Genomic DNA, 21,005 nt, shown 5'->3' with positions numbered 1-21,005 from the left:
GACGCGCGACAGAGCGGGCGCTCGTTCGCGCGTACTGTGATCCGGTGCATACGGCATTCCATGCTGCTATGCGCTGTCTGGTCAGTTCTGCCCCGGTGTGCTCTCGCACAGCGGGGCTTTCTGTTGGGAGGGTAAGCGATGCAGCAAACGTTACCCATGCAGCAGGAGATCCGGGCGCCGCGGGTGGCGCGCGCGCCGTGGGTGGCCCTGGGCGGCTTGCAGTGGGCCGGGCTGCCCGCGGCGATCATCGGCCTGGTGCTGCTGTGGCAGGCGCTGGTCAGCCTGGGGGGCTACCGCCCCTTCATCCTGCCCGGCCCGGCCCTGGTCGCCGAACGCTTCATAGGCGCGGCGCAGAGCGGCCTGCTGTGGAAGCACACCGCGGCAACACTGCTGGTGGCCCTGGGCGGCTTCGGCCTGGCCCTGGTCGTCGGTCTGAGCCTGGGCTACATCCTGGCGCACCTGCCCTGGCTGGAGCGAGCTACGGCGCCAGTGCTGGCGGCCAGCCAGGCGATACCGGTAGTGGCCGTGGCGCCCCTGGTCATCCTCTGGTTCGGTCCTGGGCTGACCGGCAAGTTGCTGATCGCTGCGCTGATCACCTTCCTGCCGGTGCTGATCAACACCATCGTGGCGCTGCGCTCCATTCCCCGCGAGTTGCGCGAAATGGCCCTGATCAGCGGGGCGAACCGCTGGCAGATGCTGCGCCACGTCGAAGCGCCCCTCAGCCTGCCGGTGCTCTTCGGCGGCGTCCGCACCGGGCTGGCCCTGGCCACCACCGGGGCGGTGGTCGGCGAGTTCGTCGCCGGGCGCGAGGGCCTGGGTGCGCTGATCAACATCGCCCGCGGCCTCTTCGATACGCCGCTGATCTTCGTGTCCTTGATCACCCTCGCGGCCATCACCCTGTGCCTGTACCTGATCGCATCGCTCCTTGAACGAGCCCTGGTGCGGTGGGAGATGGGGTCATGAGGAGTGTGGGGGTGTGGAGCTGTGGAGCTGTGGAGCTGTCGGGTCGAAAAAACACCTCCACACCTCTACATCTCTACACTTCTACACCTCCACACCTCCACACCTCCACAATCTGAATAAAGGAGTGCTATGCTCAAGCGTCTCTATCTAATCCTCACCCTGGCCGCGCTCCTCGCCGCCTGCGGGCAGGCGGCAGCGCCTGCGGCCACACCGACCGAACCGGCGGCGCCCGCGGCCACGCCGGCCCCGGCGCTGCGTAAGGTGACCCTGGCGATGTCCTACATTCCTAACGTGCAGTTCGCGCCGTACTACATGGCCGCGGCCAAAGGCTACTACGCCGAGGCCGGACTTGAGGTGACCTTCGACTACAACTTTGAGAGCGATGTGGTGCAACGGGTGGCGAGCTGGCCCGAGAGCGGCGTTGATTTCGCCACAGCCTCCGGCACCTCCACCCTCCTGGCCCGCCAGCAGGGCCTGCCGGTCAAAACGGTCATGACCCTTTACCAGCAGTTCCCGATCGTCTTTTTCGCCAAGTCGAGCACCGGCCTCAAGAGCGCCGAGGACCTCAAGGGCAAGACCGTTGGCATCCCCGGCCAGTTCGGCGAGAGTTTCTATGGCCTGCTGGCCATTCGCTACGCGAATCAATTCGACGAGAGCGCGTTCACCGTGCAGGAGATCGGCTTTACCCAGGCCCAGGCGGTGCTGGAGGACAAGGTGCAGGCGGCAACCGGCTACGCGATGAACGAGCCGGTGCTCCTGCGCCAGCAGGGCGTCGAGGTGGATGTGCTGCGCGTCGCCGATGTGTACAACCTGGCCGCCAATGGCATCGTCGTCAGCGAGCGCCTCATCGCCGAGGCCCCCGAGGTGGTGCGGGGCTTCGTTACCGCCTCGCTGAAGGGCCTGCGCGCCACCCTGGACAACCCCGATGAAGCCTTCGAGGTCAGCCTGGGCTTCATACCCGAGGCCAATCTGGGCGACGCAGCGTTGCAACGTCAGGTGCTCCTGGAGAGCCTGCCCTACTGGTATAGCGAGAAGACCAACGTCGAAGGGCTGGGCTACACCGATGCCGCCCTCTGGGAAGCGACGGAGAAGTTCATGCGCGACGCCGGGTTGCTGGCCAGCCCGGTGGAAGTGGGCGATGCATTTACGAACGAGTTTATTCGGTAGGTGGGAGAGGAATGGCGAAGCCGGTTTCCCCATGTCCCGATACCGGTTAAAGAGGCGTAGGGAAATCAGTAGTCTGTAAAGCAAGTTTCCTGGCATTTCTGCCCCCCCTCCCAGCCTCCCCCTGTTGGGGGGAGGCGCCGGACTCCCTCCCCCAGCGGGAGAGGGTTGGGGAGGGGGCGGGAGTTTAACAAAACACTTTTTTGCAGACTGATCAGGTCTCCCCGTATCCCTCCAACCGGCCAGGCGTCAGGCTCGTTTGACACCCCCGCCTCCAGCGTGCTATACTCCTTCACAGTACATATGCCAACAGCCATGATCGGGAAGAGTACACGGCGCACGGCGGCCCAGCGAGCCGGCGCATGGTGCGAGGCCGGAGCGCACGGCGCCGTGGAATGGACCCGGGAGCTGCGGAGCGAACGGATGCATAGAAAGCCAGCATCCTAGTAGGAGCCGCCGGAGACGCCACCGTTACCAGGGCGAGGGGTATGGAACGCCCAAGGCCCGTGGGCCGCAGCGACAGTACCCGCAGAGCGCGCGGCGCGTGAGCGCCCGCGAATGAGAGAGTGGCACCGCGATCCCTGATCGCCTCTCGACCCGCCAGAGGGTCTGAGAGGCGCTTTTTGTTGGACAGGGATGTTCCCGGGAGAGTGCAGCCCGTCTGCGCCTCCCACGTGGCAGGGGCACAGGGGCAACCGGGCCGCCCCTGTGGGTAGGGGCGCAGGGTCATCCTGGCAGACCCCGATGGCACCGTCCTGCGGTTTCCCCTGCGGGCAGGGGCATGGGGAAACCGGGTTTCCCCGCTTTAGACAGGAGGAACGCACCAACGATGGACACCGTCAAGTATCTACTCAATGAAGAGCAAATGCCCGCCACCTGGTACAACATCGCCGCCGATCTGCCCGCGCCGCCGCCCCCGGTGCTGCACCCCGGCACGGGCCAGCCCATCGGCCCCGCCGACCTGGCGCCGCTCTTCCCCATGGCGCTGATCATGCAGGAGGTCAGCACCGAACGAGCCATCGCGATCCCCGAAGAGGTGCAGGTCATCTACCGGCAGTGGCGCCCGACGCCACTGTTCCGCGCGCGGCGCCTGGAACGGCTCCTCGATACGCCGGCGAAGATCTACTACAAGTATGAGGGCGTCAGCCCGGCGGGCAGCCACAAACCCAATACCGCCGTCGCCCAGGCTTACTACAACAAGCAGGAGGGCGTCAGGCGCATCGTCACCGAGACCGGCGCGGGCCAGTGGGGCTCGGCCCTGGCCTTTGCCGGAGCGCTCTTCGGCCTGGAGATCAAGGTCTACATGGTGCGGGTCAGTTACGACCAGAAACCCTACCGTCGCGCGCTGATGGAGGCCTACGGCGCCAGCGTGGTCGCCAGCCCCAGCGAGGAGACGGCCGCGGGGCGGGCCATTCTCGCCGAGCATCCCGACAGCACCGGCAGCCTCGGCATCGCCATCAGCGAGGCGGTAGAGGTGGCGGCCCAGAGCGAGGACACAAAGTATGCCCTGGGCAGCGTGCTCAACCACGTGTTGCTCCACCAGACGGTCATCGGCCAGGAGGCCCTGACGCAACTCGAGATGGCCGGCGATTACCCTGACGTGGTGGTGGGCTGCACCGGCGGCGGCAGCAACTTCGCCGGCATCGCCTTCCCCTTTATCGGCGCGGCGTTGCGGGGCGAACGGGCCGTGCGCGCCGTGGCCGTGGAACCGGCGGCCTGCCCGTCCATGACCAGGGGCAAATATGCCTACGATTTCGGCGATACGGCCCACCTCACCCCGCTGGTGAAGATGCATACGCTGGGCAGCACCTTCGTGCCGCCCGCCATCCACGCTGGCGGACTGCGCTACCACGGCATGGCTCCGCTGGTGAGCCATCTGGTGCAACTGGGGCGCATCGAGCCGATTGCCGTTCAACAACTCGAGACCTTCGCCGCTGGCATCCAGTTCGCTCGTACCGAGGGCATCCTGCCCGCGCCCGAGGCCAACCACGCCATCGCCGGAGTGATCCGCGAGGCCCTGCGCTGCAAGGAAGAGGGCGTCAGCCGCACCATTCTCTTCAATCTCTGCGGCCACGGCCACTTCGACATGCAGGCGTACATGGATTATCAGGCCGGCAAGCTCCGCGACTTCGAGTATTCCGATGCCGAGGTGGCCATGGCCCTGGCCGGCTTGCCCAGTGTGGGGTAATGAGGCGTTCCGGGAGGGCCATGCCCTCCCGGAACCTCCCGTTAGCGGAAGGTTACCTGTACGTTCACAATCGGTCCCGGAGCTTCTACCACCACGTAGCGGCTCGGGCCGATGGTCTCCAGGCGCGGGGGCGCGGGCTGGCCATTGAGGGTTACGGCGCGTGCCTCGCGGACCAGGGGCGGCAGCAGCATGCGCGCCCGCAGCGTCTCGCCCGAGCCAGTGGCTTCCAGGGTGACGCGGCCCTCGGCGGCGCCGCCAGCCGGCTCGTAGGTCCAGCGGTAGGCCGCATAGCCATCGGAAGCGGCGTAGCGCGCCGAGGCGTAGGCGCTGGTAATCGCGTCACGGGGGGCGGCCAGCCAGCGCGGACTGATGGTGGCGGCGTTGTAGGCGATCCCCTCGTCATTCAGCCCGGCGGCGCCCTCCAGCAAGGCGCCGAGCATCGCGCTCGACCCCCATCCATCGGTGGGCAGGAACTCTTGCGCCGGGGCCACCCCGCCAGTGGGGTAGTACCAGAGGTAGGTCGAACCGGTGCGGCTGATCAACTCGTGGTAGCGGTAGAGAATATCGAAGCCGTAGGACTCATAACCGAAACGGAAGGCGCCCCGCGCCAGTTCGCCGCCGACCAGGGGCATCACGCCGCCGTTGACATACTCGCCGGGGCGCTCCCCCAGGCGCCCGGCGAGACTAAAGGCGCCGGCGGGGAAGGGCGGGTCAATACTGTACCACTCGGCGAAGGCGGTGCGCTCCGGGTCATTCAGCCGCCGCCGGTACTCGGCCAGAATGGCGCGCCCCTGCTCCGCCGTCAGCACGCCGCGATTGAGGGCGATGGCGTTGGAGAGGCTCAGTTGCCGCTCTTCGTCCACCCCGGGCACATCGAAGGGAACGAGTTTGACGTGATGGGTGTAGAACGAGCCGTTCCAGCTCAAGCGGTTCAGGCGCACCATGATGTCGTTGGCGAGGACGCGCCGCTGCGCCGCCAGTTCGCGCTGGCCCGCTTGCTCCTCCATGGACGCCAGCGAGCGCAGGGCCTCCGCCAGGCCAGTGTTGTCGCCGTGGAAAATGCCCCAGCGGGTCTGCTCGTCAATCCAGTGGCGCGGCGCCGGCTGGCCGGTGGTCGGATCGCGGGTCGCAGGCCCGTACTCGAAGTCCCAGGTGTCAATCGTGAAGGGACGCTTGACCAGGCCCAGGGTTGGCTCCCAGCGCAGGGGCGAGGTAAGGGTGTAGTGGATAGCCTTCTGCGCCGAGGGCAGCATGCGCAGCATCCAGGCGGTGTCACCGGTCGTCTTCCAGGTCTCGTAGATCAACTGGACGTAGAGGTACTCCACGTCAGCTTCGACCGGTGTGCGCAGGGCGGGGATGTTCCACTCCGGGCGGGCGACAAAATCCGGCAGGCTGCCATCGGGGGCCTGGGCGCGGGCATTGGCCTCAATCAGGCTGGTCAACTCCGTCTCAAAATAGCGGAAGGCGCGGTTTTGATAATAGTGGTCGCGCAGCCAGAGCAGCGGACTGTCCGGCGAACGGTAGCCGGTGACCGTCCGGCCATCAAGCTGGTAGCTCAGCCGCTTGGCGGCCATGAAGCCGCGCACCCGGTCGTAGAGCGTATCGAACGCGGCCACGCCCGTGCGCACCGTGGTGGTCGCGTCGAGGCGGTAGAGGGGCCCCGCGGCCACCTGCGCGCCCGAGGGCAGGAACAGCGCCCCCCAGTGGGCGCCGAGGGCGCCGCGCGGGATTACCTCGACCGCCCCGAAGCCGCCGGCCAGCGTGACGGCGAAGCTGCCGGCGAAGCGGCCGCGGGCGTCGAAGACCAGCAGCGTCGCGGGGCCGCTGTAGTCCTGAACATTTACATTGACCACTACCGGCATGAGCGGCTCGACCACGGGCCGGGCGCTGGCGAACGAGGCGCCACGCTGGGCGCGGACGGGGACAAGGGGGAATCCCAGGGTCAGCAACACCACCAGCAGGACTGGCAGAAGGGTACGGCGCGGGCGCGGCACAACACATCCTTTCCAGACACAGGCAAGAACATTGATGCGTGATGCGCGGCAAGTATACCATAGGCGCCGTTGGAGGGACGCGAGTGGTTGCGGAACGTCCTGCAAGGATGACCCTGCCGGACAGGGGCCGTGCAAGGGCAACGACTAATGAAGACTAAGAATTAAATCCGGCATAGCCCGCGCAGGCGGGCTTCGCATCGGAAGCCTGCGGCTTCAGCCGCCGGGCTGCCGGGCGAATACCCGTTTATGTTCTGAATCTTCATCAGTCGTCCCTCCATAGAGGCGTCGCTCTTTCGTCAAACCCATCCATTAGCTTTCGGTGCATGAGGGAGGAGAGGCTGTGCTACCGAGCGGCAATGGTTCCTGGGATGCGCCGGATGAACTGACCCGGCTGCGCCAGCGCTACGACTTGTTGGTGCGGGCGCTCAGGCTGATGATTTATGACTACGACGTGGCGACTGGCGGAATTGTCTGGAGCGGCGAGACCGAAGAGGTCTGCGGGATGAGCGTGGCCGAATTGAACGGCGGGATCGCCCAGTGGGAAGAAGCCATCCACCCCGACGATCGCGCCAGGGCCATGGAGTTGCTGGGCGAGGCGGAAGCGCAGGTGGGCCAGTACGATGTTGAATACCGCTTCCGGCACAAAGACGGAACATACGTCTGGATCCTTGACCGTGGCGCCTTCCTGCCCGGTCCTGACGGCAAGGCCGCGCGGATGATCGGCATGATGCAAAATATTAGCGCCATCAAACAACTCGAAGCTGAGCGACTGCAGATGCAGGCTGATGTCATCGCGGCTCAGGAGCGGGCGCTGCGTGAGTTGAGCACGCCGCTCGTGCCCATCAGCGATGAAGCCGTGGCGCTGCCGCTGATCGGCGCGATTGATGCCCGTCGGGCCGGACAGATCATGGAGACGCTGCTCGAAGGCGTCGCCGCGCGTAATGCCCGCATCGTCATTATGGACATTACCGGCGTTACGACCGTTGACACTATGGTGGCGCATATGCTCATCCAGGCGACCCGCGCCGTGCGCCTGCTCGGCGCGCGCGTTATCCTGACCGGCATCAGCGCGGAGATCGCGCAGACCCTGGTGGGGCTGGGCGCCGATCTGCGTTCGATTGAAACCCGGGCGACCTTGCAGGACGGCATCGCCCTCGCACTGCAACTGAAAGCGTAACAGGGAGGAACAAACGCTCAATGACCACGAAAAAACGCATTCTGACCGGAGATCGGCCTACCGGCAAGCTGCACCTGGGCCACTACGTCGGCTCGTTGCAGAACCGGGTGGCCCTGCAGGACACCTACGAGTGCTTCTTTATCATCGCTGATCTGCACGTTCTGACCACCAGGCCCACCCGCGCGGATATTGCCGAGATCCCCCAGAATATCCGTGATCTGGTGCTGGATCATCTTGCGGTGGGAATAGATCCAGATAAGGTTACATTTTACGTGCAATCGGCAGTGAAGGAGATCTACCAGCTCAACCTGATCTTCGAGATGCTGGTGACGGTGCCGCGCCTGGCGCGCCTGCCGAGCATCAAGGACATGGCTCGCAACGCCAACATTGACGAGGAGCAACTGCCCTTCGGCCTGCTGGGCTACCCGGTGTTGCAGGCCGGCGACATCCTCATGCCGCGGGCGCACCTGGTGCCGGTAGGCAAGGATAACGAGGCTCACGTGGAGATCACCCGCGAGATCGCCCGCCGCTTCAACTACCTCTACGGCGAGGTCTTCCCCGAGCCGGAGGCCCTGGTGCCCGAGGTGGGCACCCTCCCCGGCACCGACGGCCAGGGCAAGATGAGCAAGAGCGCCGGCAACGCGATCTTCCTCTCCGACGACACGAAGACCGTCGAGCAGAAGGTGCGCGGGATGTACACCGACCCCAATCGCATCCGCGCCGACATCCCCGGACGAGTGGAAGGCAACCCGGTGTTCGCCTATCACGACGCCTTCAACCCCGATGTTGAGGAGGTCAACGACCTGAAGGAGCGTTACCGCCAGGGCCGCGTGGGTGATGTGGAGGTGAAACGCAAGCTCTTTCTGGCCCTGGAGAACTTCCTGGCCCCTATCCGCGAGCGCCGTGCGCGCTACGAGGCCAAACCGCGCCTGGTGGACGAGATCATCGCCGCCGGCAACGAACGGACCCGCGCCGTGGCTCGCGAGACCATTCAGATGGTCGAGGAGGCTATGGGTCTGACATACTTCCGTTGATGGCGCGTGACGCTGGAAAGCCATACCTATGTACACCCCGACACTGGAAGAGGTGCGCGCCCTGCGCGGCCAGGGCAACCTCTGCCCGATCTACCGCGAAATCCTGGCCGACCTGGAGACGCCCGTCTCGGCCTACCTGAAGGTCGCCCAGGGCGCCCATAGCTTCCTGCTGGAGAGCGTGGAGGGCGGGCAGCACATTGCCCGCTACTCCTTCATCGGCAGCGATCCCTATCTGACCCTGCGCCTCGACCGGGGCGTGGCCCAGGCCCTCCAGGGCGGCTACAAGCAGACGCTCACCTACAACGACCCTCTGGTGGTGCTGGGCAGTTACCTCAGCGCCTACCGGCCCGTGCGCCTGCCCGACCTGCCGCGCTTCGTCGGCGGGGCGGTGGGTTACCTGAGCTACGAGACGGCAAGCTACTTCGAGCGGCTGCCCGTGCCCGAGCCCTGCGATTACCAGATGCCCGAGGGCTTCTGGATGTTCGTGGACACGCTGCTGATTTTCGACCACCTGCGCCACAAGCTCAAGGTGCTCTCGCACGTGCATCTGGACGCGGAGGACCTGGAGGCGGAGTACCGCCGCGCCACGGCGCGCATCGAGGCCCTGGCGGCCCGCCTGCGGCAGCCCGTGCCGCCCGCCGCCCGCCTGGGGGCCCGCGAACTGGAGCCGCGCAACTACGAGCCGCATTCGCCGGTGGAGCCGCCCCGCCCGCGGCCCGCGCCCGTCTCCAACGTCACCCGCGAGCAGTACCACGCCAATGTGCTGCGGGCCAAGGAGTACATCCTTGCTGGCGACATCTTCCAGGTGGTGCCCTCGCAACGCTTTACCCGCCCCACCAGCGCCGACCCGATAACGATCTACCGCGCCCTGCGCACGATCAATCCCTCGCCATACATGTTTCTGCTGCGCACCGGCGAGGGCGACCTGGTGGGCGCCTCGCCCGAACTGCTGGTGCGCGTGCAGGAGGGCGAGGTGCAGACCCATCCCATCGCCGGCACGCGCCGCCGCGGGCGCGACATGGCCGAAGACGCCGCCCTGGCCGAGGAGTTGCTGAACGACGAGAAGGAGCGCGCCGAGCATCTGATGCTGGTGGACCTGGGGCGCAACGACCTCGGGCGGGTGAGCGAGCCGGGCACGGTGCGCGTACCCACCTTCATGATCGTCGAGAAGTACAGCCACGTGATGCACCTGGTGAGCCACGTCACCGGGCGCCTGCGGAGCGATATGACCGCCCTCGACGCGTTGCGGGCCTGCTTCCCGGCGGGCACGGTGAGCGGGGCGCCCAAGATCCGCGCCATGGAGATCATCGCCGAACTCGAAGGCGCGCGCCGCGGCGTCTATGCCGGCTGCGTGGGCCACGTCGGCTTCAACGGCGACCTCGATACCTGCATCGCCCTGCGCACCCTGGTCATCCAGAACGGCGTCGCCTACATGCAGGCCGGCGGCGGCGTCGTGGCCGACAGCGACCCCGAGGCCGAGTACCAGGAGAGTTGCAACAAGGCCGCGGCGCTGCTGCGGGCCATTGATATGGCTGAGGAACTGGTGTGAGCTTGGGGGAAACCAGGTTTCCCCATCCCCCTGCCCGCGGGGGGGACCGGGTTTCCCTATTGCCGCCGGGGAGGGTCGGGGAGGGTAACGCCCTCCCAGGAAAACCCTATCTCCCGCAGGGGTGTAGGGAAACCGGGTTTCCCCATATCTTCTATGGCCCGCGCCCGCTGACCAGCAAATAGACCACCATAATTATCACCAGGGGCGCCAGGCCCATCAACAGGGCCAGGCCGCTGACCAGGACCACCCGCTGCGGCCCGCGCCCGTCAATAAAGCGGCGCGTGAGCACCACCAGCAGCCCGACCGCGCCGCCCAGGGCGCCGATCATGGTGCAACCCATGCATAGCGCGGCGCGAAAGGGGACCCCCTGCTCCAGCCCGGCGCGCAACTCCCACGCCAGCACGACGCTCAGGCCCGCCGCGCCCAGCAGCGCCGCCAGCGTCGCCGCGCCGATCAACCAGGGCCAGAGACGGGGGTTGTTCATAGGTTTATCCTGATGTGAAAATGGGGAAACCAGATTTCCCCATGCTCCTGCCGGAAGGGAGGGTCTGGGAGGGCTGCGCCCTCCCAGAAACCCTCGTTCCTCGCCGTGAAGGAGCATCAGGCGCTCACTATGTCTGGTTGTTCGACCTGTTCCGGGTCATGCTCCATCCGGTACCGCTCGCGCAGCGCATCAATGCTCACCAGGTTGCCTGACTCATCCTCGCAGTACCAGAACTCCCAGCCGTTGAAGGCCGGCTTATTCTGCGCCAGGGCGGCGATCTGGTGGATCGAGCCGGAGGCGTCGCCCCACAACAGATGCCCGTCGGCCTTGACCGTCGCCACCACCCGGCGATCCCTGGAGAAGACCGGCTGGCCCACCGCGAGGTACTGCGCCTCGACCAGTTGCCCGAAACTGACCCGCGGCGCGGTGCGCCTGGACCGGGTGATCAGTTCGGCCTCGCCGAAGAGGGGCATCGCCAGACTCGCCAGCCTGCGCCGGGCAATCTCAACGTAGGCTGGTTCGAGTTCAATGCCGATGAAGTTGCGACCGAGTTTGCGGGCCACCGCGCCGGTGGTGCCGGCACCGAAGAACGGGTCCAGCACCACATCGCCGGGATTGCTGGAGGCCAGGATCACCCGGTACAGCAACGCTTCAGGTTTCTGGGTGGAATGGGCCTTCTTGCCGTTGAGCTTCACCCGCTCCGGGCCGGTGCACAGGGGAATGCGCCAGACGTTCTGCATCTGCTTTTCATCATTCAGATGCTTCATGGCGTGGTAATTGAAGGTGTACTTCTTCTGCTCGGCCGATTTTTTGGCCCAGATGAGGGTCTCAGTGGCATTCTGGAAGCGCGTGCCGCGAAAATTGGGCATGGGGTTGGTTTTGTGCCAGATGACATCGTTGAGAATCCAGTATCCCAGATCCATCAGAATGGCCCCGACGCGGAAGATATTGTGGTACGAACCGATCACCCAGATCGTCCCGTCGTCCTTCAGCACGCGGCGGCATTCGCCGAGCCAGGCGCGCGTAAAGGCGTCATATTCGGCGAAGTCGGCAAACTGGTCCCACGCGTCATCAACCCCGTCAACCACCGTCTGGTTCGGGCGCAGCAGTTCCTGCCGAAGCTGCAAGTTGTAGGGTGGATCAGCGAAGATCAGATCAACCGACCGGTCGGGAAAGGTCTTCAACACCTCGACGCAGTCGCCCTGAATGATCGTATTGAGAGGGAGATGCGAACTCTCAGGCTGGTTGTGGGAAGCCTTGCGGGGCATAGTCGTGGTAAAGTGAACCGGAGAGAGCGGACCTTTGCTGCTGAACTGCCGCGTTCGCCAATTGTATGCGCCTGGCCGATCCCCGTCAAACCCGGAGTCCTGCGGCGACGCCGCAACCACCGGCGTAGCCGCCCCAACCCTCCGCTGGAGACGGACCTTGCATCGGCGCTGCGTTTTCACATAGGTTATACTATCCAACAAGTGTTTGTCATAACTCTACCTGGTCGCCTGCCACCGTTTCCGTTGCGAGGAGGTTCGGAGGGGCTATACTCCTCCACGCTTTCCTCTTCCTGGCACCGCGCGGCTTTACTGCGCCGCACCAGGAAGGGAAGATCTTTGGGAGCCTGCGGCCCCCAAACCCCGCTTGAGGTGACGCTAGCGCGAATTGATAAAGTAGAGATAATCCCAGGAGTGTGGATGATGCCCAGCACGCCGGCGACCACCGCGCCGATCGTCTACCCCGACAGCGACGGTATGCCAGTGGCCGACGACACGAAGCAGTTTCGGGCAATTGTCACCATTCAGGGGAACCTGGAGGCCCTGTTCCGTGAGCGAAGCGATGTCTTCGTGGCCGGCGATGCCACTGCCGGAGGGGAGGTGCAGAGGGCTGCGCCCTCCGCGCCTTACCGCAAATAGTAACGCAAAAGGTCGCACAAAGGAGCCTCTATGCGCCTCCGTTCAAACCCCGTCCTGACCCGCGAGTTGCGCGGGCGCATCCGCGGCCAGCGCGCGATGATTATTCTCGTCGCCTACCTCGCCATCACCGCGATTGTCACTCTGCTGGTCTATGCCGCGGCGGCCAGCACGTTCGAGCGCGGCATCAACGACCCCGAGGCCGGTCGGGGCATCGGCAAAGGCATCTTCCTCACCGTCATGGGGGCAACGCTGGTGCAGGTCTGCTTGATCAGCCCCGCGCTCACCGCCGGGGCGATTTCCGGCGAGAAGGAGCGCCAGACCTACGATCTGCTGCTCATCTCGCTGCTCTCGCCCTGGCAGATCATCGTGGGCAAACTGGTCGCGGCGCTGGCCTTCGCCCTGCTCCTGATCATCGCCGCCCTGCCGCTGGCGGGCCTGTCCTTCCTCTTCGGCGGCGTCAGCGGCGCAGAGTTGATCATTGGCATCATCGGCGTTCTGGTCACCGCCGTATGTTACGCTACCATCGGCTTACTCGCATCGGGGCTGATGCGTTCGACCCTATCGGCCACGGTGCTGGCGCAGGGCATCGTGATCGCTCTGTTGCTGGGGGTGCCGTTTTTGTACGTCATCATTTCCACACTCACCGATGCCTTCAGTGGCCCGTTTGAACCGTGGTATGTTTATGTGATGGGCCTGTTCCTGTCCACTCACCCCTTTATTGCCCTCGGCATCACCGCGGCCTCGCTCGCCAGCGGCGAAAATCCCTTCTTCTTCGACATCCCTACGCGAACGGGCGAGGTCATCGTGCCATCGCCCTGGATGGTCTACGTTGCGCTCTCAGCGATCCTCACGCTTGTCTGTCTGTTCCTCTGCATACGGTTGCTTAAGCCGACGGAGTACGCCGCGCCCCGCCGCAAAGCCGTCCGGCAGGGATAGAGCGTGATCGGACAACCAGATTCATCCGGTTACGTTCTGGGAGAGCCAGGACCCTCTCTAACCCCGCGCGCAACCCGGAGGATTGCGCTCCATCGGCGGGAGTAGGGGGAAACCAGGTTTCCCCACCTTATATCTCAGCAGAAGCACGACCTATCCGTGCCAAAATCCAAAATCCAAAATCTAAAATTACGGCACTCCGAGCAACTCCACGGCGTCAATCTCGGCCCAGGTGGCCCCGGCTCGCTGGTCCACCGTCAGGCGGGCGCCCACGATGCGCGTCAGGGTTTGCGCGAAGGTGACGCTGAGCACACCGGGGCACTCCTCCGCCGGGGCCGGCGTGGCGCTGTACACGGTCCTGGCCTCGCCGCGCTCATCAAGCAACTCGATCTTGCTGATGAAGCCGGGATGGTAACTCTGGTAGACGTTGAGACCCACGGCGAACACCGGGGTGTCAAAGCGCACCTCGAGGGTCTCCAGCGTATCCGGCGCAGCGGCGGCCCAGGCGTCAGGACTGTCCTGGCACCCCTCCACGTCAGGCGGGCCGATGACCCCGGCGGGGTCGTAATCGGGGGCGTAGAAGCTGCTGGCTCTGGCCTCGCCAGCCCACTGGCGCAGCAGGCTTGCGCTGGGCAGCGCCACACCCGGCGTACCTGAAGCCGGCTGGGCCAGCGCGGTGGCTACAGCGGCCTCGTCAACCGTGAGGCGCAGGGCAGTGACGGCGCTGTACTCGCCGCTGTTGTCGCTGACCCAGACCACCCCTCCCGGTCCGACAGCGATGCCGTTGGGCAGGCTGAATTCGCCGGGCGCGGGGATCTTGCCCGGCGCGACCACTCTCCCGCCCCGCGCGATGACCACGCCCGACGGGGCAAGTTTGAGCACTCCCGCCGCGTAAGTGGCGACGTAGATGTTGCCCTGCTCGTCCAGGTCAATCGCGCCGCTGGCAAAACTCTCGCGGGCGGCAGGGTCGCCAAAGCGGGCCACTTCCGCGCCGCGCGGATCGAGCTTGACCACCACGCCGCTGAAGCTATCGGCCAGGTAGATATAGCCCGCGCCATCCACCGCCAGGTCGGCGGGGGCGAGATCGGCCGGCAGCTCGATGCGCTCGCGCAGGCTCCCCGCGGGGTCGAAACGCGCCACGCTGCTCACCACCCGCCCGCTCTCGGGGCCGGGACGAGTATCGAGCGCGTAGACGCTGCCATCAGGCCCCAGAGCGATGCGCTGGGGCGACGAGAAGCCGAACTGCTCCGGGGCATTGCCAGGACCGCCCCAGCGCCCCACAAATGTGCCGTCGGCACGGAACCGGGCAATGGCGTTACGTCCGTAGTCGGCCACGAACAGATCACCATCGGGGGCGCGCGCCACATCGTAGGCGTCGAGCAACTCCTCGCCGCCAAAGGTTCCCACGAGCGCGCCATCGGGAGCGAAGACCCAGACGCCACGGCTGCTCTCGGCCAGGTAAAGCGTGCCATCAGGGGCGGTGGCCAGCCCTCGCGCCGAGACGAAGCGCCCGCGGGGGGGGCCGCTGCCGCCGCCGAGGCGCAACACGAACCCTGCTGGCCCGGCGGTAAGGATCGGCGGCTGTTCAGCCTGCTGTACCGTTACGGGCGTGGAGGTCGTCGGCGGGAAGAAGCGCACACTGGCGAGGATCGCAGCATACAACTCCGCACCGTCGGCGGCCCAGGCCTCCGGCGCGGCCTGCCCCAGCATGCGCACCGCCGTGTTGGGGCCAATCAGCACGGTAAGCCGCCCCGCCCCCCTGGCCGCGGTCAGGTCTGCGGACAGGCCGGGATAGCCGTCCACGCTGATGGCGCTGGTGGCGCTGAGGAGATAGCCGGCTTCCTGGGCGGCACTGCTGCTCACCTCAAAGAAACTCTCCGGATTTGTCACCGCCCCCGGCCCGAAGCGCGTTACCAGCACCTCCAGGGGCGTGGCGTCAACCGTTACCAGCAGTTCGTCGCCGGGCGTCACGCCGGCCAGCGTGGCCGCGCTGGGGGCCAGAGTCGCCGTTGACGACACCACTCGGGTCGCCCATCCATCGGGGTAACGCAACTCAACCCCGGCCTCCTCCAGCCGCAGGGTCGCGTCGAGACGTATCGGCGTGGGCGAGGGCGGCGGGACAGTGGCGACCGGCGACGGCGACGGCGCGGGAGCGGCGGGCAACCCGGTGGCGCAGGCCGCGAGCAACGCAACGATCAGGCCAGCGCACCCGGCCCGCAGCAACAAAGAACGGTACATCCTCAGCATTGGACACGCACCTCGAATTGAGGCTTCCCGCCTGCGTCACCCGCTGTGACGCAACGGCGACCGGCCTCGAAAGTGACAATTACCGCACAGCTTCGCGCCAGTACGTGCATACCGTTCCAGGCAACCCGTTCGGACCTCAACACAACGCCCCCCACATCCCGGCGCCGGCCAAAATCCAAAATCCGAAATCCGAAATCCAAAATCGTCCTAGCTGTCGCGTTCGCTCCCCGCCTGGGCCCTGCCTCCCGCAGAGCGATCGTTCCGGCCTGGCGTCTGATCGTACAGGTAAACCTGCTGGGTCGGGTAGATAATATCAATCTCCTCGGCGCGGAAACGCTCGATCAGCGCCAGGTTGATAGCCTGGTGCACATCCATATATATTTTATAGTCTGGAGAAAGCACGAAGTACACGACCTCATACACCAGGTCATACTCGTCAATTCTGGCCAGATGGGCACGGTCGAAACGCACCTGCTCCTGGGCCTCGATAATCGCACGGATAATATCGGGGATTGTTCGCAAGGTTTCAATGCCAGTCTCATACGATACCCCGATCGAAAAAACCACCCGCCGTTCCTGCATCCGTCCGAAGTTACGAATGCGGCTCCCCAGCAAGTCGGCATTCGAGAAGATCAACTGCTCGCCCGAAATGCTGCGCACGCGGGTCGTCTTCAGGCCGATCTCTTCGACCGTGCCCATTTCGCTCCCTACGCTGATGAAGTCGCCCACGACGAACGGCTTGTCAAGCGCGATGGAGAGCGAGGCGAAGAGGTCGCCAAGGATGTTCTGCACCGCCAGAGCAATGGCGATACCGCCGATGCCAACGCTGGCCAGCAGGGCGGTTACCTCAACGCCGGGGATGTTATCGAGGATGAGCAAAAAGAGCAGCACGTAGAGCGCCAGCCGGGCGACGAAACCGAACAGCCGGGCCGTGCCGGCAGCGGCCGGGTCCTGCTGGCGCGCTTCGTAGCGCGCCAGCCAGCGGGCGATCAGCGTGTTGCCCCAGATGCCCAGTTGCACCAGGAGGAGGATAATCGCCCCGGCGCGGAGGAAGGTTTTGACCTGTGGATCGAACGCCAGCGTCAGGCTGCCGGCGTAGAGGGCCAGCAAGAACACGATGGGCCGTGCCGTGGTTCGGCTCACGGCGTGGCCAATATCATCGAGAATGACGTTGGTGATCGGCGGGCCAAAGCGCAGGCGCCGGCTGAAGAGCCAGCGCCCGACGGCGAACCCGAGCAGCACGAGGACCACCAGGAGCAGCGCCAGCAGCCAGCGTAACAGCGTATTGCCGAGAATCACCCGGTCGAGGAGAGGGAAATCAGGCATATACCCAACCTGAACATAGGGCAGGGATGACTTTCCCAACGCCCTGCCTACCGGAAGGGAGGGTCTGGGAGGGCTTCGCCCTCTCAAGTATACCTTTTTCATGCCCCTGGTGTGCAGCTAAGACCCGCGCACCCACAGAGGCCCTGCACAGGAGGGTCCAGGAGGGCGACGGCCCTTCAGGAAGACGCGGTTGCCTGGTTAGTGCGCGGCATAGCCGCGTGGGGGACCCGGCGTGAACCCGGACAGTTGGAGAGGCCAGGGGAAACCTGGTTTCCCCTGGCCGTCTGATGGGAGGTCTGGTTGTGGCAAAGGCGCCTGGCGCCGGGGAAGCATTACCAGGCCAGCAGATCCATAAACTCGTGGACCGGGGTTTGCTCCAGGCGGCGCGCGTCGAGACATACGTCGGCGATCTGATCCACTCGCCGAGCCGAGTAGTGGCCGGCAAGGGCCTGGGCGAACTTGCGTTGCAGCTTCGGAATGCCTTCGCTGCGCCGGGCGCGATGCCCGATCGGGTATTCCACCGCGATCCGCTCAGTCGCGCTGCCATCCTTGAAGAATACCTGCACGGCATTGGCAATCGAGCGTTTTGCCGGATCCAGGTAGTCACGGCTCCACTGCGGATCCTCGGTGACCACCATTCTGGCGCGAAGGGCGTCAATGCGGGGATCGGCGGCCACGGCGTCGGTGTAATCATCCGCCGTTAGCCGTCCGAAGATCAGCGGCACCGCGACCATGTACTGGAGGCAGTGGTCACGATCGGCGTAGTTGTGCAGGGGGCCAACCTTGCTGATAATGCGGATGGCAGCCTCGTGGGTGGTCAACTCGATGCGCTCGATCTGGTCGAGCCGGTCCCGCACCAGGGGATGCAGCCGCAGCGCGGCCTCGACCGCGGTCTGGGCGTGAAACTCGGCCGGAAAACTGACCTTGAAGAGGATGTTCTCCATCACATAACTGCCCAGCGGGCGCTCCAGGGTGACGGGCTGGCCCTTGAAGAGCACGTCCTGGAACCCCCAGCGGGGCGCGGAGAGGGCCGAGGGATAGCCCATTTCGCCCTGCAGGGTGAGCAACGCCAGGCGCACGCCGCGGCTGGTGGCGTCGCCAGCGGCCCACGACTTGCGCGAGCCGGTGTTGGGGGCATGGCGGTAGGTGCGCAGGGGATGACCGTCAATCCAGGCGTTCGAGAGGGCGTCCACGATCTGGTCGCGATCGCCGCCCAGGAGCCAGGTCGCCACGGCGGTAGAGGCGACCTTCACCAGGATTACATGGTCAAGCCCCACCCGGTTGAACGAGTTGTTCAACGCCAGCACACCCTGGATCTCATAGGCTTTGACGGCCGCGTCCAGGACCAACCGCATCGTCAGGGGCGGCTTCCCGTTTGCCACTCGCATCCGGCTGAGATAATCGGTCACTGCCAGGATGGCGCCGTAGTTATCTGAGGGATGGCCCCATTCAGCCGCCAGCCAGGTATCATTGTAGTCATAGGCGCGGATGAGCATCCCGTTGTCGAACGCGGCCTTCACCGGATCAAGCTGGTACGGCGTGCCAATGACCCTGGCGCCGTGCGGGGTCACCGTGCCGGGCACAATCGGCCCGAGCAACTTGGTGAACTCAGGTGAGCTAAAGGCCATCACGGCGCAGGCGATCGAGTCGAGCAGGGTATAACGGGCCGTGTCCTCCGCAAGAATGCTCTCAACTTCGTAGTTGAGAACATAGTCGGCGATGGTGGTGAGCAATCCATCAGGAGCGGGGCGATCATTCAGGTCGTAGGTGCTGCCCATGGCGGTTCTCCTTTACGGCCGGTCACTCAACGGCAAGAACGGCTGCGGCGCCGGGCCGATATACTCGGCGCTGGGGCGGATGAGCTTGTTATTCTGGCGCTGCTCAAAGGCGTGCGCAGCCCAGCCCGCCGTGCGCGAGACAACGAAGATCGGCGTGAACAGCTCGGTGGGGATGCCACAGCAGTGGTAGACCACGGCTGAGTAAAAGTCGAGGTTGGGGAAGAGCGAGCGTTCGCGCCGCATCACCGCCTCGATGCGCTCGGCGACCGCGTAGAGCATCGGCTCGCCCACCAGGGCGCTCAGCCGTTCCGCCCAGGGCTTGATAATGTCGGAGCGCGGGTCAGACTTCTTATAGACGCGATGGCCGAAGCCCATAATTAACTCTTTGCGCTTTAACATGTCCATGACCCCGGCCTCGGCCTCATCAGGGTTGCTGAAGCGCTGGATCAGCATCATCGCCGCCTCGTTCGCGCCGCCGTGCAGCGGGCCCTTCAAGGCCCCGATCGCCGCCGTGATGGCCGAGTGCAGATCGGCGCGCGTTGAGACCACCGTGCGCCCCACGAAGGTTGAGGCGTTGAACTCGTGCTCGGCATAGAGAATGAGCGACACATCCAGCGCCTTGCGGAAGACTTCCTCAGGCTTCTCGCGATGCAGCATCGCCAGAAAATGACCAGCCAGACTCTCCTCGTCGGTGGAGGTGTCAATCCGTTTGCCATTGTTGGCATAGTGGTACCAGTAGCAGATCATCGCCGGGAACGTCGCAATTAACCGGTCGGCGGCCTGCTGCGGCGTGTGAAAGCGGTTCTCGGCCTCCAGCGCGCCGAGCATCGAGCAACCTGTGCGCAACACGTCCATCGGGTTCACGCTGCTCGGAATCTGCTCCAGCACCGCCTTGACCGCGGCGGGCAGATCGCGCAGCTTCTTCATCTGGCGCATGTAGCGGGTCAGTTCCTTCTGGTTAGGCAGGTGACCGTAGATCAGCAGATAGGCCACCTCCTCAAAAGTTGCATTGGCGGCAAGGTCGGCAATATCATAGCCGCGATAGGTCAGGCCAACTCCGCTCTGGCCAACGGTGCAAATGGCGGTTTCTCCGGCAATGACGCCGGCCAGACCGGCAGTGCTCTTCGCAGTGGTCACGAGCCATCCTCCTTCGCATACAGACGGTCAAGTTGCTGTTCGTAGGCGTGGTACCCGAGCACCTCGTAGAGTTCGGCGCGGGACTGCATGCCGTCCAGGACGCTCCGTTGCGTGCCTTCGCGACGAATGCTCTCGTAGACGCGCATGGCCGCCGCGCTCATCGCGCGGAAGGCCGAAAGGGGGTAGAGGGCGAGGCCAACACCCGCCTCCGCCAGCTCTGCGGTGGTGAACAGGGGGGTCATACCGAACTCGGTCAGGTTGGCCAGAATGGGCACGGGCACGGTCGTAGCGAAACGACGATAGTCATCGAGCGAGGTTACTGCCTCGGCGAAGATGACATCGGCGCCTGCCTCGGCGTAGGCGCAGGCGCGCTCGACCGCGGCGTCGAGCCCCTCGACGGCAACCGCGTCGGTGCGGGCCACCACGACCAGACCACTCTCGGAGCGCGCATCGAGGACGGCTTTGAGCCGATCGACCATCTCCCTCGTCGAGACGACCGCCTTGTTGGGGCGATGGCCGCAGCGCTTGGCCTGGATCTGATCTTCGATCTGGATCGCTGCGGCGCCAGCCCGGATCAACTCCCGCGTGGTCCGTGCAATCATCAGGGCGCCGCCCCAACCCGTGTCAATATCCACCAGCAACGGAAGCGGGCAGGCTGCCGTAATCCGCCGGGTCTCTTCCGTCACCTCGGAGAGGGTTGTCAGCGCCAGATCGGGCAAGCCGAAGCACGCATTCGCCACCCCCGCCCCCGAGAGGTAGAGGGCGCGAAAGCCGGCCCGGGCCGCAAGCAGGGCGCTGTAAGCATTGATGACCCCGACAATCTGGAGGGGGCGCTCGGCTGCCATTGCCGCGCGGAAATGCTCGCCAGGGGCGCCGTGATGTTTCATTGCTGGTCCTCCCTGAACTCCTGATATACGAAAAATATATCACGATTAATTTTTCGTATATCGCCGGACGAGTAGTTTCGCGCCTACCCGTTTGAAGGGGGCGGGCGCGCCCATGGCGCTGCACGCCTCGCCACTCTCACAGGTAGGGAGCTTTCGGGCGCATCTTCGCGTCGCATGCGCCATCCGGGCCATTAGGAGGCCCAACTCCCCCCTCTCCCGCTCGCGGGAGAGGGGGGGCAA

Annotated in this window: 15 protein-coding genes and 1 pseudogene; 8 read left to right on the top strand and 8 right to left on the bottom strand. The window is 65.2% G+C overall.

Annotated features, from left to right (window positions below):
- Window positions 1–156: 156 nt before the first annotated feature.
- The 3 genes from NZU74_01525 (at window position 157) to NZU74_01515 (ending at window position 4,315) form a co-directional block, all read left to right on the top strand.
- The gene (locus tag NZU74_01525; protein ID MCS6879989.1) at window positions 157–963 is read left to right on the top strand and encodes an ABC transporter permease; all 807 of its coding nucleotides are present in this window, start codon (window positions 157–159) and stop codon (window positions 961–963) included.
- 129 nt (window positions 964–1,092) lie between these two features.
- Window positions 1,093–2,130, top strand: coding sequence for an ABC transporter substrate-binding protein (locus NZU74_01520; protein ID MCS6879988.1), 1,038 nt, complete (start codon window positions 1,093–1,095; stop codon window positions 2,128–2,130).
- Between the two features lie 826 nt (window positions 2,131–2,956).
- Window positions 2,957–4,315, top strand: coding sequence for a TrpB-like pyridoxal phosphate-dependent enzyme (locus NZU74_01515; GenBank protein ID MCS6879987.1), 1,359 nt, complete (start codon window positions 2,957–2,959; stop codon window positions 4,313–4,315).
- 41 nt (window positions 4,316–4,356) lie between these two features.
- On the opposite strand, the gene NZU74_01510 is transcribed toward NZU74_01515, so the two are convergent.
- Window positions 4,357–6,309, bottom strand: coding sequence for a hypothetical protein (locus NZU74_01510; protein ID MCS6879986.1), 1,953 nt, complete (start codon window positions 6,307–6,309; stop codon window positions 4,357–4,359).
- Between the two features lie 340 nt (window positions 6,310–6,649).
- Here NZU74_01510 and NZU74_01505 point away from each other — a divergent pair, with 340 nt between their 5' ends.
- Genes NZU74_01505 through trpE form a run of 3 tightly spaced genes read left to right on the top strand, consistent with a single transcriptional unit; the run spans window position 6,650 to window position 10,069 of the window.
- Window positions 6,650–7,486 carry a PAS domain-containing protein gene (locus NZU74_01505; protein MCS6879985.1) on the top strand — a complete coding sequence of 279 codons (837 nt, stop codon included), beginning with the start codon at window positions 6,650–6,652 and terminating at the stop codon, window positions 7,484–7,486.
- Between the two features lie 20 nt (window positions 7,487–7,506).
- Window positions 7,507–8,520, top strand: coding sequence for a tryptophan--tRNA ligase (trpS, locus tag NZU74_01500; protein MCS6879984.1), 1,014 nt, complete (start codon window positions 7,507–7,509; stop codon window positions 8,518–8,520).
- Window positions 8,521–8,548: 28 nt separating this feature from the next.
- Window positions 8,549–10,069, top strand: a complete 1,521-nt coding sequence (trpE, locus tag NZU74_01495) for an anthranilate synthase component I (protein ID MCS6879983.1) — start codon at window positions 8,549–8,551, stop codon at window positions 10,067–10,069.
- Window positions 10,070–10,220: 151 nt separating this feature from the next.
- Here trpE and NZU74_01490 read toward each other — a convergent pair whose 3' ends face one another.
- Complete coding sequence (locus NZU74_01490) at window positions 10,221–10,553, bottom strand: hypothetical protein (GenBank protein MCS6879982.1); 333 nt, start codon at window positions 10,551–10,553, stop codon at window positions 10,221–10,223.
- A gap of 116 nt (window positions 10,554–10,669) precedes the next feature.
- Entirely contained in the window at window positions 10,670–11,821 is a 1,152-nt protein-coding gene (locus NZU74_01485; GenBank protein ID MCS6879981.1) for a DNA methyltransferase, read from the bottom strand.
- Between the two features lie 420 nt (window positions 11,822–12,241).
- Here NZU74_01485 and NZU74_01480 point away from each other — a divergent pair.
- Window positions 12,242–12,400, top strand: a pseudogene (locus tag NZU74_01480) (Uma2 family endonuclease).
- A gap of 87 nt (window positions 12,401–12,487) precedes the next feature.
- Window positions 12,488–13,393, top strand: a complete 906-nt coding sequence (locus NZU74_01475) for an ABC transporter permease (GenBank protein ID MCS6879980.1) — start codon at window positions 12,488–12,490, stop codon at window positions 13,391–13,393.
- Between the two features lie 186 nt (window positions 13,394–13,579).
- Here NZU74_01475 and NZU74_01470 read toward each other — a convergent pair whose 3' ends face one another.
- From NZU74_01470 to prpB, 5 genes are all read right to left on the bottom strand, one after another.
- Entirely contained in the window at window positions 13,580–15,628 is a 2,049-nt protein-coding gene (locus NZU74_01470; protein ID MCS6879979.1) for an NHL repeat-containing protein, read from the bottom strand.
- A gap of 216 nt (window positions 15,629–15,844) precedes the next feature.
- Window positions 15,845–16,963, bottom strand: coding sequence for a mechanosensitive ion channel family protein (locus tag NZU74_01465; protein MCS6879978.1), 1,119 nt, complete (start codon window positions 16,961–16,963; stop codon window positions 15,845–15,847).
- Between the two features lie 332 nt (window positions 16,964–17,295).
- Window positions 17,296–18,741: a bifunctional 2-methylcitrate dehydratase/aconitate hydratase gene (locus NZU74_01460; GenBank protein ID MCS6879977.1), complete on the bottom strand. Its 1,446-nt coding sequence runs from the start codon at window positions 18,739–18,741 to the stop codon at window positions 17,296–17,298.
- A gap of 12 nt (window positions 18,742–18,753) precedes the next feature.
- The gene (gene prpC, locus NZU74_01455) at window positions 18,754–19,878 is read right to left on the bottom strand and encodes a 2-methylcitrate synthase (protein MCS6879976.1); all 1,125 of its coding nucleotides are present in this window, start codon (window positions 19,876–19,878) and stop codon (window positions 18,754–18,756) included.
- Window positions 19,875–20,765, bottom strand: a complete 891-nt coding sequence (gene prpB / locus NZU74_01450; protein MCS6879975.1) for a methylisocitrate lyase — start codon at window positions 20,763–20,765, stop codon at window positions 19,875–19,877. Before prpB ends, prpC begins: the two co-directional genes overlap by 4 nt.
- Window positions 20,766–21,005: the final 240 nt, after the last annotated feature.

This window comes from Chloroflexaceae bacterium (assembly GCA_025057155.1).
Lineage (GTDB): Bacteria > Chloroflexota > Chloroflexia > Chloroflexales > Chloroflexaceae > JACAEO01.
Note: the sequence above shows the minus strand (reverse complement) of the source record. Positions and strands in the feature narration are given on the sequence as shown.

Bases quoted from the DNA above. Each gene is read 5' to 3' on its own strand.
- NZU74_01465 (MCS6879978.1), bottom strand. From the start codon at position 16,963: ATGCCTGATTTCCCTCTCCTCGACCGGGTGATTCTCGGCAATACGCTG.
- trpS (MCS6879984.1), top strand. From the start codon at position 7,507: ATGACCACGAAAAAACGCATTCTGACCGGAGATCGGCCTACCGGCAAG.
- NZU74_01490 (MCS6879982.1), bottom strand. From the start codon at position 10,553: ATGAACAACCCCCGTCTCTGGCCCTGGTTGATCGGCGCGGCGACGCTG.
- NZU74_01475 (MCS6879980.1), top strand. From the start codon at position 12,488: ATGCGCCTCCGTTCAAACCCCGTCCTGACCCGCGAGTTGCGCGGGCGC.
- prpB (MCS6879975.1), bottom strand. From the start codon at position 20,765: ATGAAACATCACGGCGCCCCTGGCGAGCATTTCCGCGCGGCAATGGCA.
- NZU74_01485 (MCS6879981.1), bottom strand. From the start codon at position 11,821: ATGCCCCGCAAGGCTTCCCACAACCAGCCTGAGAGTTCGCATCTCCCT.
- NZU74_01515 (MCS6879987.1), top strand. From the start codon at position 2,957: ATGGACACCGTCAAGTATCTACTCAATGAAGAGCAAATGCCCGCCACC.
- trpE (MCS6879983.1), top strand. From the start codon at position 8,549: ATGTACACCCCGACACTGGAAGAGGTGCGCGCCCTGCGCGGCCAGGGC.
- NZU74_01460 (MCS6879977.1), bottom strand. From the start codon at position 18,741: ATGGGCAGCACCTACGACCTGAATGATCGCCCCGCTCCTGATGGATTG.
- NZU74_01470 (MCS6879979.1), bottom strand. From the start codon at position 15,628: ATGTACCGTTCTTTGTTGCTGCGGGCCGGGTGCGCTGGCCTGATCGTT.
- NZU74_01520 (MCS6879988.1), top strand. From the start codon at position 1,093: ATGCTCAAGCGTCTCTATCTAATCCTCACCCTGGCCGCGCTCCTCGCC.
- NZU74_01525 (MCS6879989.1), top strand. From the start codon at position 157: ATGCAGCAGGAGATCCGGGCGCCGCGGGTGGCGCGCGCGCCGTGGGTG.